The organism is Saccharothrix sp. CB00851, assembly GCF_001905065.1.
Taxonomy (GTDB): domain Bacteria; phylum Actinomycetota; class Actinomycetes; order Mycobacteriales; family Pseudonocardiaceae; genus Actinosynnema.
The window spans coordinates 321,858-340,196 of sequence record NZ_LWLC01000001.1 but is presented as its reverse complement, the minus strand read 5'-3'; the positions used below and the strand labels follow the sequence as shown (position 1 = coordinate 340,196).

Sequence of the window (18,339 nt, the reverse complement as noted above, 5' to 3'; positions counted from 1 at the left end):
ACAGTCGCTCCACGCTCACTCTGGGCTGTCGGTGTGCTGCCCTATGCTTCGGCCCGCGGGTAAGGGGGTGGCGCGTGGAGACCGAGTTCAAGGTGCTCGGACCCCTCGAGGTCTGGCACGGCGGCAGGCAGGTGGCGCTGCCCGCGGGCAAGGCGCGGGTGCTGCTGGCGAGCCTGCTGCTCCGCGCGGGCAGCGTGGTGCCGATGGACGTCCTGGTGGACCGGCTGTGGGACGGCCGGTCGGTCGACCCGGCCCGGACCAGGGCGACGTTGCACATGGTGGTGACCAGGCTGCGCCAGTCGCTCGGCACGGCGAACGTGGTGCGCACGGCCACCGGCGGCTACGCGGCGGACGTGCCGCCGGGCGCGCTCGACCTGCACCGGTTCCGCGAGCTGGTGGACCGCGACCGGCTCACCGAGGCGCTGGACCTGTGGCGTGGCGAGCCGCTGTCGGACGTGCCGTCCGACCTGCTGCACGGCGAGGACGTGGCACCGCTGCTGGAGGAACGGCTCAACGCGCTGGAACGGCGGCTCGACGCGGACCTGGCGGCGGGCCGGGCCGCGCAGGTGGTGCCCGAGCTGCGGTCGCTGACCCGTGAGCACCCGTTGCGGGAGCGGTTCTGGGGTCAGCTGATGGAAGCGCTGTCCCGCTCCGACCGGCAGGCCGAGGCACTGGCCGCGTACCGGTCGGTGAGCGGGTTGCTGGCCGAGCAGCTGGGCGTCGACCCGGGCCCGCGGTTGCAGGAGCTGCGCCAACGCATCCTCACCGCCGCACCGGATGTCGCCGAGGGCGCGCCTTCGAGCGCACCGCGTGCCGTGCCCGCGCCCAGGCAGCTGCCGACGCACACCCGGCTCTTCGTCGGGCGCGAACGCGAACTGGCCGCGTTGTCGGCGCTGCTGGACTCGGCACCGGCCGGTGAAGCGGGCGCGGTGGTCGTCGCGGCGATCCACGGCACGGCGGGGGTGGGCAAGACGGCATTGGCGTTGCGGTGGGCGAGCCGGAACGCGCACCGGTTCCCGGACGGGCAGCTCTACGTGAACCTGCGCGGGTTCGACCCGACGGGCGCGCCGACGAGCCCGGGCGAGGCGTTGAGCGGTTTCCTGTGCGCGTTGGGCGTGCTGCCGGAGCGGGTCCCGTCCGGGCTGGACGAGCAGGTCGCGCTGTACCGGAGCCTGCTGGCGGGTCGCCGGGTGCTGGTGGTGCTGGACAACGCCGCGGACAGCGAGCAGGTCCGGCCGCTGCTGCCGAGCGGTTCGCGGTGCCTGGCCCTGGTGACCAGCCGCAACCAGCTCGACGGGCTGGTGGTGCGGGAGGGTGCGCGGCCGTTGCCGCTCGGCGTGCTGTCGGACGAGGAGGCGACCGCGTTGCTGGTGCGGCAGCTCGGCGGGGAGCGGGTCGGTGCCGAGCCGGACGCGGTGCGCGAGCTGATGGGCCACTGCGCGGGGCTGCCGCTGGCGTTGTCCGTGGTCGCGGCACGGGCCGCGGCGCACCCCGGCTTCACGCTGCGGGCGTTGGCCGGTGAGCTGGCCGACGAGCGGACCAGGCTGGCGGCGCTCGACACGGGCGAGGCGACGACCAGCGTCAAGACGGTGTTCTCCTGGTCCTACGAGCGGTTGGGCCCGGCCGCGGCCCGGATGTTCCTGCTGCTGGGCGTGCACGCCGGTCCGGAGGTGTCGATCCCGGCGGCGGCGAGCCTGGCCGGTGTGCCGGTGCGCGCCGCCCGCCAGGCCCTGGGCGAGCTGGGCAGGCTGCACCTGGTAGCCGAGCCGGTGCCGGGCCGCTTCACGCTGCACAACCTGGTGCACGCCTACGCGCGTGACCTGGTCGCCGCGCACGACGACCGGGACGGCCCGCGCGAAGCCCGGCGGCGGGTGCTCGACCACTACCTGCACACCGCGGACGCGGCCGACCGGCTGCTGTACTCGCAGCGCGAGGAGGTGCGGCTCGCGCGGCCCGCGCCGGGCGCGGTGGTGACGGAGCTGACCGGGCGGGCCGACGCGCTGGCCTGGTTCGCCCTGGAGCACGCGTCGCTGTCGGCCGCGGTCGGCCACGCCGCCGCGCACGGTTTCGACACCCACGCCTGGCAGCTGGCGTGGGCGACGACGGCGTTCGCCCGCCTGCGGTCGTTCTGGCACGAGCAGGCGAGGTCCCTGGAGGTGGCGCTGGCCGCGGCACGGCGGCTGGACGACCGGGTCGCGCTCGCCTCGACCCACCGCGGCCTCGGCCGGATCTGCGTGGTGCTGCGGCGGTTCGCCGAGTCCGAGACGCACCTCACCGCCGCGCTGGACCTGGTGCGCGAGCTGGGCGACCGGCAGAGCCAGGCGCACATCCACCGCCACCTCGGCGGGCTGTACGAGGCGTGGGACCGGCTGCCCGAGGCGCTGCACCACGCCGAGCAGGCGCTGGCGGTGTTCGAGGAGCTGGGCGACCTCCCCGGCACGGCCCGCGCGCTCAACGCGGTCGGCTGGGCCCGCGCGATGCTGGGCGAGGACCTGCGCCGCGCGCTGGCCGACTGCCGCCGGGCGCTGGAGCTGTGCGGCGGGATCGACGACCTGCTGGCGGAGGCGGCGACGTGGGACAGCCTCGGCTACGTGCACCACCGGCTGCGCGAGCTGGACGAGGCCGTCCGCTGCTACCGGGAGGCGTTGCCGCGGTATCGGGAGAGCGGCGACCGGTGGGAGGAAGCCGCGACGTTGCAACGGCTGGGCGACACGCACGTGCTGGCGGGCGACCACGACGCGGCCCGTGAGGTGTGGCAGGCGGCGCTGGACATCCTGGACGAGCTCGGCCACGGCAACGTGGCGGCGTTGCGGGCGAAAGTGCCCGGTCTGCCGTGACCGGGCCGGTGACCCGCTTCGCCGTCCTCGGACCGCTGGAGGTGTGGCGCGGCGACGAGCCCGTCGTGGTGCCCGCGGGCCGGGGTCGGGCGCTGCTGGCCGCGTTGCTGCTGCGGGCGGGCCAGGTGGTGACGGTGGACGAGCTGGTCGAGCGGCTGTGGGACGGTGACGCGCCGAACCCGCGCCGGGCCAGGGCGACGCTGCACATGGTGGTGGCGCGACTGCGGCAGGCGCTGGGGGACCCGACCGTCGTGCGCACCGCGACGCACGGCTACCTGGTCGACGTCGCGCCGGGCGCGTTGGACCTGCACGAGTTCCGCGACCTGGCGGCGCGGGGCCGGTTCGCCGACGCGCTGGCGCTGTGGCGCGGCACGCCGCTGTCGGACGTGCGGTCGGACGTGCTGCACGCCGAGGAGGTGGCGCCGCTGCTGGAGGAGAGGCTCGCGGTGCTGGAGCGCCGGATCGCGGCCGACCTGGACGCGGGTCGGGCCGCCGAGCTGGTGCCGGAGCTGCGCGCGCTGACCAGGGAACACCCGCTGCGCGAGCCGTTCTGGGCCGCGCTGGTGCTGGCCCTGCACCGCTCGGACCGCACGGCCGAGGCGCTGGCCGCGTTCGGGGAGGTGCGCGCGCTGCTGGCCGACGAGCTGGGCGTGGACCCGGGCGAGCAGTTGCGCGAGGCGCACCGGCTGGTGCTGGGCGCGGTGCCGGAGCCGCCGGGTCGGGCGATCGCGCCCCGGCAGCTGCCCGCGGACGTGCGCAGCTTCACCGGTCGGCGCGAGGAGGTGGCCGCGCTGGACCGGTTGGCGGCGCGGGCGCGGGGCGCCACGGCGGTCGCGATCACCGGCATGGGCGGGTTGGGCAAGACCGCGTTGGCCGTGCACTGGGCGCACCGGGTGGCGGCGGACTTCCCGGACGGGCAACTGCTGGTCAACCTGCGCGGCTACGACCCGGAGTTCCCGCCGTTGACGCCGGAGCAGGCGTTGACCCAGCTGCTCGGCGCGCTGGGCGTGCCGGCGGAGCGGGTGCCCTCGGCGCTGGCCGAGCAGGTCGCGCTGTACCGGTCGGTGCTGGCCGACCGCCGGATCCTGATCGTGCTGGACAACGTGGTCGACGTGGCGCAGGCGCGCCCGCTGCTGCCGTCGGGCGCGGGCAACTTCGCCGTGCTCACCAGCCGCAACGACCTGCGCGGGCTGGTCGCGCTCGACGACGCCGTGCTGGTCCGGCTGAACGCGCTCGCCCGGGCCGAGGCGGTGGACCTGCTGCGCCGGATCCTGGGCGCGGAGCGGGTGGACGCCGAGCCGGACGCGGTCGCCGAGCTGGTGCGGGTGTGCGCCGGGCTGCCGCTGGCGCTGCGGGTGGCCGCCGCGAACCTGGCCGGCGAGCCGCGCGGCGTGGCCGACTACGTGACGGCGTTGCGCGCCGGCGACCCGCTCGCCCAGCTGGTGATCGCCGACGATCCCGCTTCGGCGGTGAGCAGCACGTTCTGCCTGTCGTACCGGGCGTTGACGACGGCCGCGCAACGGGTGTTCCGGCTGCTCGGCGTGGTGCCGTGCCGCGACTTCACGGTCGAGGCGGTGGCCGCGCTGGCCGGGGTGGACGTCGAGCGGGCCGGTCGTTCGGTGGGCGAGCTGTTCCGGGCGCACCTGCTGGAGCAGCCGCGGCCGGGCCGGTTCGTGCTGCACGACCTGCTGCGGCTGCACGCGGAGACCTCGGCGCAGGCGGAGGAGACCGAGGAGGAGCGCGGGCGCGCGGTGGAGCGGCTGCTGGACTTCTACCTGCACAACATCGACCGCGCGGACCGGCTGCTGCGCCCCACCCGCACCGAGCTGCCGCTGACCCCGATCGCCGACACCGTGCCCCTGCTGGCGTTCGCCGCCGAGGCGGAGGCGGTGGCCTGGGTCGACGGCGAGATGCCGAACCTGCGGCTGGTCATCCCGTACGCGGGCGAGCACGGCAGGCACGTGCACGCGTGGCAGATCCCGACCGCGCTGTGGGGCTACCTGTACCGCCACTACGTCTGGACCGAGTGGCGGCGGTTCACCGAGATCGCGCTGGCGTCCGCGCGCCACCTGAGTGACCGGTTCGCCGAGGCGGTGGCCCTGCACACGCTCGGCGGCATCACCCGCAACATGGGGTTCGAGGAGGCCTTGGAACACCTGCACCGGGCGTTGGCGATCCGGGAGGAGATCGGCCACGTGCGCGGCATGGCGGCCAGCTGCCTGGAGCTCGCGGGCGCCTACGAGTCGTTCGGCCGCTTCGAGGAGGCCGTGCGGTACGGCGAGCGGTCCGTCGGGCTGTGGGCGGGGCTGGACGACCTGCCGGGGCTGGCGCTGGCGTTGAACAACCACGCCGGGACGTTGAGCCACGCCGGTCGTCACGAGGAGGCGCTGGAGGTGTGCCTGCGGGCCGTCGAGCTGTGCCGGCAGCTGCCCGGCCGGGTGTCGCTCGGCGCGGTGGAGGAGACGCTGGCGCAGGTCCTCGTCGGCCCCGGCCGGTTGGCCGACGCCGCGGCGACCTACGAGAGGATCTTCGCGCGGGGCGTCGGCGACCTGAACAGCCTGTCGGCCATGCGGACCCACCTCAACTACGCGGACCTGCTGCTGCGGCTCGGCGATCCGGGCACCGCCCGGACCCACCTGGCCGCCGCCCTGGACCTGTGCGTCAAGGCCGGTTTCCCGCAGGAGGCCGAGATCCGCGCCCGGCTGGCGGGGCTCGGCACCGGGTGAACGGTCGGCGTCGGCGGAATGACCGCGGGCGTCCTCGACGGGGAGGAGTCGGGGACGCCCGCGGTCCGGTCGTCACCGCCGCGTGGGCCGGGTGGGTGAGTCGCCCCCCGACGACCCACCTGCCACCGGGACCGGCTTCCCCCCTCGATCTCCAGCGCGGTCCCACGGCCCTCTGGGGGTCGCGGCGGTGAACGTCACCACTGTGCGCGAACGACCTCACAATCGGCTCACGGCGGACTCACCACGGTGCGGGAATCTCCGGCGACGTCGGGCCGCGAGGTCCGGTACACATGCTGCGGAGGAACGACGGGGCGGCGCGGAGGTGAACCCGGGATGACGGCGGACGCCCGGTTCGGCGTGCTCGGACCGCTGGACGTGCGGTGGGGCGACCGGCCCGTGCCCGTGCCGGCGGGCCGCGCCCGCGTGCTGCTGGCGACGTTGCTGTTGCGCGCGAACCGACCGGTGGCGGTGGACGACCTGGTCGAGCGGCTGTGGGACGGTGACGCGCCGAACCCGCGCCGGGCCAGGGCCACGCTGCACATGGTGGTGACGCGGCTGCGGCAGGCGCTGGGCGAGGCGAACGTGGTGCGCACCACCGCGAACGGCTACCTGGCCGAGGTCCCACCCGGAGCGCTGGACCTCCACCGGTTCCGCGAGCTGGCGGCGGCGGGCGAGTTCACGGCCGCGTCGCGGCTGTGGCGCGGCGAGCCGCTGTCGGACGTGCCGTCGCCGTCGCTGCACGCCGAGGACGTCGCGCCCCTGCTGGAAGAGCACCTGGTGGTGCGGGAACGGCGCATCGAGTCGGACCTGGCGGCGGGCGCGGCGGGCGAGCTGGTGCCCGAGCTGCGGTCGTTGACCCGCCGGCACCCGTTGCGGGAGCGGTTCTGGGGTCTGCTGATGCTGGCGCTGTCCCGAGCGGGGCAACGGGATGTGGCGCTGGCCGCGTACGAGGAGCTGCGGACCCGGCTCGCCGACGAGTTGGGCGTCGAGCCTGGCCCGAACGTCCAGCGGCTGCACCGGGACCTGCTCGGCGCGCGGCCCGTGCCGCGGCAGCTGCCGTCGCCCAACGGTTTCTTCGCCGGCCGGGAGGAGGAGCTGCGCGAGCTGACCGGCCTGCTGGACGCCGACGCGGGCGCGGTGGTGATCTCCGCGATCGGTGGCGCGGCGGGCATCGGCAAGACCGCGTTCGCGGTGCACTGGGCGAACCTGGCCGCGGAAGCGTTCACCGGCGGCAGGCTGTACGCGAACCTGCGCGGGTTCGACCCGTCCGCCGAGCCCGTGCCGCCGGGTGAGGTGATCCGGGGTTTCCTGGACGCGCTGGACGACGCCAAGTCGCGCGCCCTGCTGGAGCGCAGGCTCGGCCCGGGGCGGTTGGCCGAGGAGGCGGCGGCGACGGACACGCTGGTGGAGTTGTGCGCCGGCCTGCCGCTGGCGTTGGCGGTGGTGGCGACGCGGGCCGCGGTCAACCCGCACTTCACGCTGGCGGACGTCGCCGACCAGTTGGCGGTGGACCGGGAACTGCTGGAGCACATGGACACGGGCGAGGAAGACGCCCGGCTGTGCACGGTGTTCTCGTGGTCGTACCGGCTGTTGGGCCCGATGGCGGCCCGGGTGTTCCGGCTGCTCGGCCACCACCCCGTGCCGAGTTCGCCGGTGTCCGCCGCGGCGGCGGTGGCCGGCCTGCCCGTGCCCGACGCGGAGGCCGCGATCGCCCAGTTGACCGACGCCCACCTGCTGTTCGAGCACGTGCCGGGCCGGTACTCGATCCACCCGCTGCTGCGGCGGTACGCGGTAGAACTGGTCGACATCGAGGGTGACGACGTCGATGCCGCCCACCGGCGTGCGCTGACGTGGTACGCGCACACCGCCGCGAACGCCGTGCGGTGGTCGACCGGCGAGGCCGCGCCGGTCCTGCCCGCGCACGACTGCGTGCGGCCGGACGAGTTCACGTCGGCCGAGGCCGCGTCCGCCTGGCTCGACGCCGAGTGGGAGTCCTTCGTGCTGCTGGTCCGTGACGAGACAACCCGGTAGCCGCCCGGCAGCGCTTCGTGGACGATGTCCCGCCGAACGGCCTAGGGGGTCTGGTGATCGAGTTCGCAATCCTCGGCCCGCTCCGGGTGCGGGTCGACGGCCGTGCCGTGCCGGTGCCCGCGGGCCTGGGCCGGACGCTGCTGGCCGCTCTGCTGCTGCGCGCCGGTGAGATCGTGCCGTCCGACCGGCTGGTCGACTGGCTGTGGGACGGCGAGCCGCCGAACCCGGAACGCGCCAAGGCGACGTTGCAGATGGCGGTCGCCCGCCTGCGCCGGGCGCTCGGTGAGGCGAACGTGATCCGCACCGCCACCGGTGGGTACCTGGCCGAGGTGCCACCGGACAGCCTCGACCTGCACCGGTACCGCGCGTTGGCCGGGCAGGGGCGCTACGCCGAGGCGCTGGCGGTGTGGCGCGGCGACCCGCTGCCGGACGTGCGGTCGGACCTGCTGCACCGCGAGGAGGTCGTGCCGCTGCTGGAGCACCGGCTCGGCGTGCTCGAACAACGCCTCGACGCCGACCTGGCGGCCGGTCGGGGGCCGGACGTGGTGGAGGAGCTGCGGGTGCTGACCCGGCGGCACCCGTTGCGCGAGCGGTTCTGGGCTCAGCTGGTGCTGGCGCTGTACCGGTCGGAGCGGCAGGCGGAGGCGCTGGCCGCCTACCGGGAGGTGCGTTCGCTGCTGGCCGAGGAGCTCGGGGTCGAGCCGGGTCCGGCGTTGCGCGAGGCGCACCAGCGGGTCCTGGCCGACGAGCCGGCCGTGCCGCCGCACCGCGTCGGGGTGCCGCGCCAGCTGCCCGTCCGGCCGCGGATCTTCGTCGGACGTCACCGCGCCCTGCGCGAGCTGGACGCCGCCGTCTCCGGCTCGACCGTGGCGATCTCGGCGATCAACGGCCCGGCGGGCATCGGGAAGACCGCGCTCGCGGTGCACTGGGCGCACGAGGTCGCACCGCGGTTCCCGGACGGCCAGCTGTACGTCAACCTGCGCGGGTACGACCCGTCCGGTCGGCCGATGTCGCCCACGGACGCCCTGCGCGGCTTCCTCGAAGCGCTCGACGTGCCGCCGTCCCGGATACCGCCGACGGTGCAGGCGCAGGCGTCGCTGTACCGCAGCCTGCTGGCCGACCGGAAGGTCCTGGTGGTGCTGGACAACGCCCGTGACGCCGACCAGGTCCGCCCGCTGCTGCCCGGCACGCCGGGCTGCCTGGTGCTGGTCACCAGCCGCGACCGGCTCACCGGCCTGGTCGTGCGGGAGGGCGCCCGGCCGGTGCGGCTGGACCTGCTCGACCGGGACGAGGCCGTGGCGCTGCTGGAGGCGGGCGTCGGCCGGGCCAGGTCGGCGGTCGAGCCGGAAGCGGTGGACCGGCTCGTCACCCGGTGTTCGGGCCTGCCGCTGGCGCTGGCCGTCGTGGCGGCTCGCACGGCGGCGGAACCCTCGGCGCCGTTGCGCGCGTTCGCCGACGAACTGGCGGCCGACCACACGCGGCTCGACGCGCTGGACACCGGTGACCGGCTGACGTCGGTCCGGGACGTCTTCTCGTGGTCCTACCGGTACCTCGGCGACACCGCGGCCCGGCTGTTCCGGCTGCTCGGCCTGCACCCCGGCCCGGACCTCTCCGCGCCCGCCGCCGCGAGCCTGGCCGCGCTGCCGCTCGCCGAGGCCCGCCGTGCGCTCGTGGAGCTGACGCGGGCGCACCTGGTCGCCGAGCACGTGCCGGGCCGGTACGCGCTGCACGACCTGCTCCGCGCGTACGCCGCCGACCTGCTCACCGAGCAGCACCCGCCCGCAGACCCGCACGAGGCCCGTACCCGGCTGGTCGACCACTTCCTGCGCACCGCCGAGCAGGCCGACAAGGCGCTCTACCCCGAGCGCAAGCCGGTGGACCCGCCGCCGCCGCGACCGGGCGTGCGCCCCGAGCGCGCCGAGTCGCACGCCGCGGCCCTCGACTGGTACCGCGCCGAGTTCCGGACGCTGCTCGCGGTGGCGGGCCACGCGGCCGAGCACGCGTCCGACGCGCGTGCCTGGCTGATCCCCGAGTGCACGGCGACGTACTTCCACTCCAGCGGGCACTGGCTGGAGTGGCTGGAGGTGTGCCGGAAGGCGTTGCGCGCGGCGGAACGGCTCGGCGACGTCCGGGGGCAGGCGGGCATGCACCGCGGCCTGGGCCGGGCGGCGACCCTGCTGCACCGGTGGACCGAGGCGGGAGAGCACCTCGACACCGCCCGGCGCCTGTTCCACGACCTCGGTGACCGCGTTTCCGAGGGCTACGTGCTGGTCAACCTCAGCGGGGTCCGCAAAGCGGACGGCGGGCCCGCCGAGGCGCTGCCGCTGCAACTGAGCGCGCTGGAGCTGTTCCGGGAACTGGGCCACGCGCACGGGCAGGCTCGCGCGCTCACGTCCAGCTCGTGGAGCTACCACCTGCTCGGCAGGCACGAGGAGGCGGTGCGCCACGCGGCGGACGCGATCGAGCGGTACGAGGAGTTGACCGACCTCCCCGGCCACGCCGCCGCGCTCGGCACCCTCGGGCTCGCCTACCGTGAACTGGGCCGGCTGGACGACGCACTGGCCATGATCCGCAAGAGCCTGGACCTCTTCGTGCGGTCGGGCGACCGCTACTACGAAGCCGGCGTGTGGCGGGACCTCGGCGAAACCCACCGGCGCGCCGGTGACCGGGAAGCGGCCCGTGCCGCGTTGCGCAACGCGCTGACCATCTTCGAGGACCTGCGGCACCCGGCGGCCGACGAAGTGCGACGCGAACTCGAAGAACAGGCATGACGGTGGTGGGGAAGACGACTACCAGGTTCAACGTCCTCGGCCCGCTGGAGGTCTGGCACGGCGACGTGCTCGTGCCGATCCCGGCCGGGCGCTCCCGACTGCTGCTGGCGATCCTGCTGCTGCGGGCCAACCAGCCGGTGTCCGCCGACGAACTGGTCGACCGGCTGTGGGACGGCGAGGCACCCAACCCGGACCGCGCCAAGGCCACGTTGCAGATGGTGGTGCGCCGCCTGCGGCAGTCGTTGGGCCCGGCGAAAGTGGTGCGGACGGCGGTGGGCGGGTACGTGGCCGACGTGCCGCCGGGCGCGCTTGACCTGCACCGGTTCCGTGAGCTGGCCGCCGCGGGGAAGTACGCCGAGGCGCTGGAGTTGTGGCGGGGTGAGCCACTGCGGGACGTCCGGTCGGACGTCCTGCACCAAGTGGAGGTCGCACCGCTGCTGGAGGAGTACTTGGTGGTCCTCGAACGCCGCATCGACGCCGACCTGGACGCGGGACGGGCGGGCGACCTGGTGGCTGAGCTGCGGTCGCTGACCGGGCAGCACCCGTTGCGGGAGCGGTTCTGGGGTCAGCTGATGCTCGCGCTGTACCGCTCGGACCAGCAGGCCGCGGCGTTGGCGGCCTTCCGCGCGGTCCGCGCGACGCTGGTCGAGGAGCTGGGCGTCGACCCGGGTCCGATGCTGACCGACCTGTACCACCGGATCCTGCGCGACGACGTGCCCGGTGGCTCGGTGGTCATGCCATCGCGCCAGGCGCTGCGTCACGTTCCGCCGGAGGTGTCGCTGTTCGTCGGGCGGGAACGGGAACTGGCGGCGCTGGACGAGGCCACCCTGGAGCCGGGTGCGGTGGTGCTGCTGCACGGCATCGGCGGCGTTGGGAAGACCGCGTTGGCCTTGAGCTGGGCGAACCGGCGGCGTGACCGGTTCGGTGACGGCGATCTGCACGTCAACCTGCACGGGTTCGATGCGGCCGGGCGTCCGGTCGAGCCGGCGAGCGCGGCCGAGGCGTTGCTCGTGTCGCTGGGGGTGCGACCGGAGGACGTGCCTGCGGGGTTGGCGGAGCGCACCACGCTGCTCCGCGCCACCATGGCGGGCCGCCGGATACTGCTCGTGTTGGACAACGCGGCCGACAGCGACCAGGTGATCCCGCTGCTGCCCGGCACGCCTACCGTCACCGTGCTGGTGACCAGCCGCAACCAGCTGCGCAAGCTCGCCGCGCACCAGCGAGTCACCTGCGCGGCACCGCGATCAACCACCTCGGCTGGATCTACTCGCAGGTCAACCGGCACAACGAGGCGGTCGAAGCCTTCCAGCGGGGGCTGGAGATCGCGGTGCACGTCGGCGATCGGCGGCTGGAGGGCGTCATCGAGTCGAACTTCGGCGGCGTGTACGTCCGGATTGGACAGTACGCCGAGTCCGTCGAGCACCATTCCCGCGCGCTGGCGATCGCGCAGGAGCAGGACGATGACCACCGGCAGGCGGCGGCGCACTTCAACCTCGCGTTCAGCCTGCTCAGCCTCTACCGGTACGAGGAGGCGTCGGAGCACAGTCGGCGAGCGCGCGCGATCTTCGAGAGCCATGGCGACGACTACCACGCCGCGCGGGCTGTCAGCGTCGTCGCGCAGGCGTCGCGGGCGCTGGGCAGGTTCGCCGAAGCGGAGCCGATGCTGCGTCAGGGGATCTCGGCCATGACGGCCTTCTCGGACCCACTCGGGCGGTCGTACCTGCTCGACGAGTTGGGCACGGTGCTGCTCTGCTTGGACCGTCGCGAGGAGGCCCTGGACGCCTGGCGGCACGCGTTGGCCATCTACGACGAGTACGAAGGTGGCCGGGCCGAGGTGATCAGGACGTGGCTGGCCGATTACGACCAAGAGGCGCGCCCGCCGAAGCACGGCGGCTGATCGTCGGCGGGAGCACCGGGCGGCATCCGGGACGGGTGAAGCCCGGCGACCCGGCGGCGGGGCGTCGGTGTCGTGAGGTATGCATATGCAGGCCCGCCCCGGCCGACGAGGGGATGACCGATGAGCTTGCGCGTGGCGGTGGACTTCGGCACGTCCAGCACCTGCGTCGCCCTGTCGCGCAACGGTCGCGAACCCGAGGTCGTGGTGGTCGACGGGCAGCCGATCGTGCCCTCCGCGGTGTTCGCGGCGGCCGACGGCACGCTGTTCGTCGGCCAGGAGGCCGAGCGCCAGGCGGCGGTGGACCCGTCCCGCTACGAGCCGCACCCCAAGCGCCGCATCGACGAGGGCGAACTGCTGCTCGGCACGAGCGTGCTGCCGGTGGTCGACGTCGTGCGGGCCGTGCTGACCAGGGCCGTGGACGAGGCGCGGCGGGTGGCGGGCGGCGCCCGGGTCGACCTGCTCGTGCTCACCCACCCGGCGGACTGGGGCGCGATCCGCACCAGGGTGCTGCTGCAGGCCGCACGGGGCCTCGGCCAGGAGGTCCGGCTGGTGCCGGAGCCGGTCGCGGCGGCGGTGTTCCACTCGGCGACCCACGCCATCCCGGACGGCGCGGCGCTGGCCGTGCTCGACCTCGGCGGCGGCACGGTCGACGCCAGCGTGGTGGCCCGCCGGGGCGGCACGTTCCGCGTGCTGGCCACCAAGGGCGACCCCGGCTTCGGCGGCGCGGACGTCGACCAGGCCCTGCTGGAGCACGTCGGCTCGCTGGTCTCGCCCGGCGACCCGGAGGCGTGGCGGCAGCTCGTGGAGGGTCGGGAGATGGCCGACCGGCGCAAGCGCCGGGTGCTGCGCCAGGACGTGCGCGGCGCGAAGGAGACGCTGTCCCGGCACGCCTACACCGACGTGCCGATGCCGCCGCCGTTCCCCGACGCCCACGTCACCCGCACCGACCTGGAACGCCTGATCACCACGCCGCTCACCCGCGCCGCCGCGCTGGTGGTGACCGCGGTGCGGGACGCGGGCCTGGACCCGCGCGGCCTCGCCGGCGTGTTCCTGGTCGGCGGTTCCAGCCGCATCCCGCTGGTGGCGCGGCTGGTGCTGGAGCAGTCCGGCGTGGTGCCGACGAGCATCGACCAGCCGGAGACCGTGGTGGCCCGCGGCGCGCTGCGGGCGGTGAGCGTGGACCCGTTGCGCACCGGCGCGCTCCCGGCCGGCCAGGGCGACGTCACCCAGAAGATCACCGACCAGACCCGCAAGATCACCCGGCGGATCACGCCGCCCTCACCACCGGCCGGGTTCCCGCAGCCCTCCTACTTCCCGCCGGCCGCCGCCGCGCCCGCGCCCGCGCCGCCGCGCCGCAGCCGGGTGCCGCTGCTGGTGACCGCCATCGCCGTGGTGGTCGCTGTCGTCGGCGCGTCCGTGGCGTACGCGTTGACCAGGGACGACACCACGAACGGCGGTCCCACCACACCGTCCACCACCGCCGCGGGCAAGACCATCGCGCAGTACGACTACAGCTTCGTCGCACCCAGCGGCTGGCAGCAGACCGGCGGCCAGGTCGAGACCCGCAAGGTGCTGCTCAAGCCCGAGGCGCCCGAGTCGGACCTGGACGTCATCGCGGTGGAGGAGCGGGTGCTCAACTACAACGCGACCGAGGACCGGCCGCGGGCCGAGACCGAGCTGCGCGGCCAGTACGACCAGCGCGAGAACGTGTCCGATTTCGACCCTTCCGCCGACTTCGCCGCCAAGGATGTCGTTTACTACCGGGAACAGGTGGGGTCGGCCGTCATCGACTGGTACGTGCTGTTCCAGGACGACGTCCAGGTCAGCGTCGGGTGCCAGTACCCGCCCGACGGGCACGACCGGGTCCGCCCCGCGTGCGAGCAGGTGGTCGGCACGCTGACCGTGACCAAGTGACTTTGTGGGGAATGTGATGACCGGCATCCCGGAGGCCTTCGCCCGGTTCCGCTCCGACCTCGAAGCGGCGGTGACCAGAGGCCGGCGCGCCGCCGCCGCCGCGGGCGAGAAGAACGCGGCCCAGCGCGAGCGGAACCAGCGGCTCGCCGAACAGGCCAAGGCGCGGCAGGTCCAGCCCGACCGGCACGCGCCCACGTCACCGGACGTGCAGCGGGTCGCCACCGGGTTCCGCCGGCACCGCGGCCTGCCGGTGGAGGAGTTGCCCTCGGGCGCCGAACTGCTCACGCCGGAGAAATCGCGAGAGCAAACGGACGCGAATGCAAATGCGGTTCCGCCGCGCCCGGTGCTCGGTTCCCGTGCGGTGGCGGGCCCGAGCGGTCAACTTCCCCCCGAAAGGGGCGATGACGAGGACTTTTCGCAAGCGCGAATCCTCTACTGACGGTGCTCGGCGACCCGGTGCGTTTACAACCGCAACGACTTCCGGAGAAGTCGCGACAGCACGGAACCGACCATGGCAAGGTCTGCGTCGTAAGAGGCGTACGAACCAAGAACGCCTGATCTCAACGACCTAGGGGGTCGCGACCAATGGCTGGTTACGCAACCGGAATTCCGGAGCTCGAGAACGCCGCCAAGGACATCATGTCCACGAACGACGGCGTTCAGGGCATCCTGAACAACCTGCGCAACACCATCGACTCGGTGAGTGGCGCGTGGAAGGGCGAGGCCGCCACCGCGTTCAGCCGGCTGATGGAGCGCTTCAACGACGACGCCGCGAAGCTGCAGGAGGCCCTGGTCTCCATCGCCGAGCAGATCACCGGCACGACGCAGACCTACGTGCAGCAGGAGCAGGAGCAGGCGCAGGAGATGTCGCAGATCATGGGTCGCCTCGGCGGCTGATCGAGCATTTTCTTCCACTCGCTCCACCTGTTCACCAATTGCTCATTTCGGTTTTGACCTCAAGGGGATCCCATGAACGACGTGATCAAGGTTGACTTCGCGGCCCTCGGGACGGCCGCGGGTGACATCGCCAGCCAGGCCAGCCAGGTCCAGCAGGCCCTCGACGACCTGAAGGCCCGCATCGACCCGGTCATCGCGCAGTGGGAAGGTGCCTCGTCCGGCGCCTACGCCGAGGCGCAGGCCAAGTGGAACCAGTCGGCCGGCGACCTCCAGCAGGTGCTGGCGTCGGTCGGTGCCGCGGTCGCGTCGGCCAACGACGCCTACAACGCGGCGGAGCAGAAGAACCAGGCTCGCTGGTGACCCGAGTCACCCCAGCGTGACCCCTCGCGTGGCCCCGGGAACCTCGAGGTTCCGGGGCCACGCGTCTGTTCCGGCCCGGTTGAGGGGCCCCGTTTTGACCCACGCCGACCCCAACCGGTATCTTCCTACGTTGTTGTGCGGTAACTGGTGCGCACTATGCGTACCTCGTGTTCTGGTCCTCTGCCCACCTGGGGTCTCTGGCCTGAGCAGCCGCCGCAATGACCCCAGACGCAAGTGACGACGAGGTAGACCCGTGCGCACGTACAGCCCGAAGCCCGGCGAGGTGACCCGAACCTGGCACGTGATCGACGCCCAGGACGTGGTGCTCGGTCGGCTCGCCACCCAGGCCGCGACGCTGCTGCGCGGCAAGCACAAGCCGACTTACGCCCCCCACGTTGACACCGGTGACTTCGTCATCGTCATCAACGCGGACAAGGTGGCGTTGACCGGCAAGAAGCGTGACCAGGAGTTCGTGTACCGGCACTCCGGTTTTCCGGGCGGCCTGAGCCAGCGCTCGTTCGGCGAGGTGCTCGACACCCGCGCCGACCGGCTGGTCGAGAAGGCGATCAAGGGCATGCTGCCCAAGAACCGCCTCGGCCGCGCGATCGCGGGCAAGCTCAAGGTCTACACGGGCCCGAACCACCCGCACGCTGCGCAGCAGCCGCAGCCGTTCGAGATCAAGAAGGTCGCCCAGTGACCGAGCAGCAGACCGAGGACATCGACGTGACGACCCCTGAGGCCGAGCTCGACGCCGTCGAGACCGAAGCCGTCGAGGCGGAGGCCACCGAGGCCGAGGCCACCGAAGCCGAGACCCCCGCCGCCGAGGCGGACGAGGTCGAGGACGCCGAGGTCGAGGCCGCGCCCGTCGTGCGGCACACCCTCAACGCGGGTGCGCACCACCTCGCGCAGACGGTCGGCCGGCGCAAGCAGGCCATCGTCCGCGTGCGGCTCCTCCCCGGCACCGGCAAGTTCACCCTGAACGGGAAGTCCCTCGAGGACTACTTCCCGAACAAGGTGCACCAGCAGCTCATCCGTGAGCCCCTGGTCACGACCGAGAAGCCGGAGACGTTCGACGTCATCGCGAACCTGCGCGGCGGCGGCACCACCGGCCAGGCCGGTGCGCTGCGCCTCGCGATCGCGCGTGCGCTGATCGCCGTCGACTCCGAGGACCGCCCGGTGCTGAAGAAGGCCGGCTTCCTCACCCGCGACCCCCGGGTCAAGGAGCGGAAGAAGTACGGTCTGAAGAAGGCCCGCAAGGCGCCTCAGTACAGCAAGCGCTGACCTTCCTGGTCGAGCGAGCACCATCCCTGCGGGAGCAGTCAGTTCTTCGTCGAACTGCTGCTCCCGCAGTGCTTTTCTCCCCCGATTTGCTTTGTGTGCATGGAGGTCACGGCGATCATGGCTCGGCTGTTCGGCACTGACGGCGTACGCGGTCTCGCCAACGCGGACCTGACCCCCGAACTCGCGCTGTCCATCGCCGCCTCGGCGGCGCGGGTGCTGGCCGAGCACGACCGCTCGCACCGCCCGGTCGCGGTGGTCGGCCGCGACCCGCGGGCCAGCGGCGAGATGCTGGAGGCGGCGGTGGTGGCCGGCCTCACGTCGGCGGGCGCGGACGTGCTGCGCGCGGGCGTGCTGCCCACCCCGGCGGTCGCCTACCTGGTGTCGGCGCTGGGCGCGGATGTCGGCGTGATGATCTCCGCCTCGCACAACCCGATGCCCGACAACGGCATCAAGCTGTTCGCCGCGGGCGGGCACAAGCTGCCCGACGCGGTCGAGGACGAGATCGAGCAGAAGCTGGGCGAGCGCGACCACCGCCCGACCGGCGCGGGCATCGGCCGCGTCCGCGACATCGAGGACGCCGAGGGCCAGTACGTGCAGCACCTGCTGAAGGTGACGCCGCACCGCCTGGACGGCCTGAAGGTCGTGGTGGACTGCGCGAACGGCGCCGCGTCCGTGGCCGCACCGGACGCCTACCGCCGTGCGGGCGCCGAGGTCGTGGAGATCCACACCACACCCGACGGGCTGAACATCAACGACGACTGCGGCTCCAACCACGTCGCGAAGCTGCGTGCCGCGGTGGTCGAGCACGGCGCCGACCTGGGCATCGCGCACGACGGTGACGCGGACCGCTGCGTCGCGGTCGACGCCGACGGCAACGACCTCGACGGCGACCAGGTCATGGCCGTGCTGGCGCTGGGCATGAAGGAAGCCGGCGAGCTGACCGACGACACACTGGTCGCGACCGTGATGAGCAACCTCGGCCTGCACCTGGCGATGCGCGAGCACGGCATCACCATCAAGACCACCGCGGTCGGCGACCGCTACGTGCTGGAGGAGCTGCGCGCGGGCGGGTTCGCGCTGGGCGGCGAGCAGTCCGGGCACGTGATCCTCCCGGCGCACGCCACCACCGGCGACGGCCTGCTGACCGCGTTGCGGCTGATGGCGCGGATGGCGGAGACCGGCAAACCGCTGGCCGAGCTCGCGGGCGTGATGCACCGCCTGCCGCAGGTGTTGATCAACGTGGTCGTCGGCGACAAGGCGGCGGTGGCCAAGGACGCCGCGGTCAGCGAGGCGGTCGCCGCCGTGACGGCCGAGCTGGGCGACACGGGCCGCGTGCTGCTGCGCCCGTCCGGGACCGAGCAGCTGGTGCGCGTCATGGTCGAGGCCGCCACCCACGAACTGGCCGAGTCCGCGGCACAGCGACTGGCCGGTGTGGTTTCCTCGGTGCACTGACAAGACCGCACAACAGACCGTTCGGGGGAACGACCGTGCTGCTGGACCTCTTGCTGCTCCTGGCCTTGGCCGGGGTTGTCGTGCTCGTCGTGGTCATCGTGAAGTCGACGAAGAAGCCGCGGCCTCCCTACCAGCACAACCCCCAGCAGTACGGCCCACCTGGGCCGCAACCC

Annotated in this window: 12 protein-coding genes and 2 pseudogenes; all 14 read left to right on the top strand. The window is 73.6% G+C overall.

Annotated elements, in window-relative coordinates; all coding sequences use genetic code 11:
- Positions 1-74: 74 nt before the first annotated feature.
- The 14 genes and pseudogenes from A6A25_RS01535 (at position 75) to glmM (ending at position 18,166) form a co-directional block, all read left to right on the top strand.
- Positions 75-2,837 carry an AfsR/SARP family transcriptional regulator gene (locus A6A25_RS01535; protein ID WP_158073671.1) on the top strand — a complete coding sequence of 921 codons (2,763 nt, stop codon included), beginning with the start codon at positions 75-77 and terminating at the stop codon, positions 2,835-2,837.
- Complete coding sequence (locus A6A25_RS01530) at positions 2,834-5,563, top strand: AfsR/SARP family transcriptional regulator (RefSeq protein ID WP_073885891.1); 2,730 nt, start codon at positions 2,834-2,836, stop codon at positions 5,561-5,563. Before A6A25_RS01535 ends, A6A25_RS01530 begins: the two co-directional genes overlap by 4 nt.
- Before the next feature lie 333 nt (positions 5,564-5,896).
- Positions 5,897-7,594 (top strand): AfsR/SARP family transcriptional regulator, encoded by a 1,698-nt coding sequence (locus A6A25_RS01525; RefSeq protein WP_073885890.1) that lies wholly within the window; start codon positions 5,897-5,899, stop codon positions 7,592-7,594.
- 53 nt (positions 7,595-7,647) lie between these two features.
- The gene (locus A6A25_RS01520; protein ID WP_158073670.1) at positions 7,648-10,365 is read left to right on the top strand and encodes an AfsR/SARP family transcriptional regulator; all 2,718 of its coding nucleotides are present in this window, start codon (positions 7,648-7,650) and stop codon (positions 10,363-10,365) included.
- Positions 10,362-11,057: pseudogene (locus tag A6A25_RS46750) on the top strand (AfsR/SARP family transcriptional regulator); the annotation flags it as partial. The gene A6A25_RS01520 and the pseudogene A6A25_RS46750, both read left to right, overlap by 4 nt.
- 536 nt (positions 11,058-11,593) lie before the next feature.
- Positions 11,594-11,992 (top strand): annotated as a pseudogene (locus A6A25_RS46745) (tetratricopeptide repeat protein); the annotation flags it as partial.
- 57 nt (positions 11,993-12,049) lie between these two features.
- Positions 12,050-12,262 (top strand): hypothetical protein, encoded by a 213-nt coding sequence (locus A6A25_RS44545; RefSeq protein WP_198932566.1) that lies wholly within the window; start codon positions 12,050-12,052, stop codon positions 12,260-12,262.
- Between the two features lie 120 nt (positions 12,263-12,382).
- Positions 12,383-14,176, top strand: coding sequence for a type VII secretion-associated protein (locus A6A25_RS01505; RefSeq protein WP_073885887.1), 1,794 nt, complete (start codon positions 12,383-12,385; stop codon positions 14,174-14,176).
- Between the two features lie 16 nt (positions 14,177-14,192).
- Positions 14,193-14,615: a hypothetical protein gene (locus A6A25_RS01500; RefSeq protein ID WP_143192911.1), complete on the top strand. Its 423-nt coding sequence runs from the start codon at positions 14,193-14,195 to the stop codon at positions 14,613-14,615.
- A 146-nt stretch (positions 14,616-14,761) separates the two neighbouring features.
- The gene (locus A6A25_RS01495) at positions 14,762-15,073 is read left to right on the top strand and encodes a WXG100 family type VII secretion target (protein WP_073885885.1); all 312 of its coding nucleotides are present in this window, start codon (positions 14,762-14,764) and stop codon (positions 15,071-15,073) included.
- A gap of 72 nt (positions 15,074-15,145) precedes the next feature.
- Positions 15,146-15,433: a WXG100 family type VII secretion target gene (locus A6A25_RS01490; RefSeq protein WP_073885884.1), complete on the top strand. Its 288-nt coding sequence runs from the start codon at positions 15,146-15,148 to the stop codon at positions 15,431-15,433.
- Positions 15,434-15,686: 253 nt separating this feature from the next.
- A complete protein-coding gene (rplM, locus tag A6A25_RS01485) occupies positions 15,687-16,130 on the top strand; it encodes a 50S ribosomal protein L13 (RefSeq protein ID WP_033436749.1) in 444 nt (147 codons plus the stop codon).
- Positions 16,127-16,714, top strand: coding sequence for a 30S ribosomal protein S9 (rpsI, locus tag A6A25_RS01480; protein ID WP_241828455.1), 588 nt, complete (start codon positions 16,127-16,129; stop codon positions 16,712-16,714). The genes rplM and rpsI overlap by 4 nt, the downstream gene beginning before the upstream one ends.
- Positions 16,715-16,831: 117 nt before the next feature.
- Positions 16,832-18,166, top strand: a complete 1,335-nt coding sequence (glmM, locus tag A6A25_RS01475) for a phosphoglucosamine mutase (protein ID WP_073886351.1) — start codon at positions 16,832-16,834, stop codon at positions 18,164-18,166.
- Positions 18,167-18,339 lie beyond the last annotated feature (173 nt).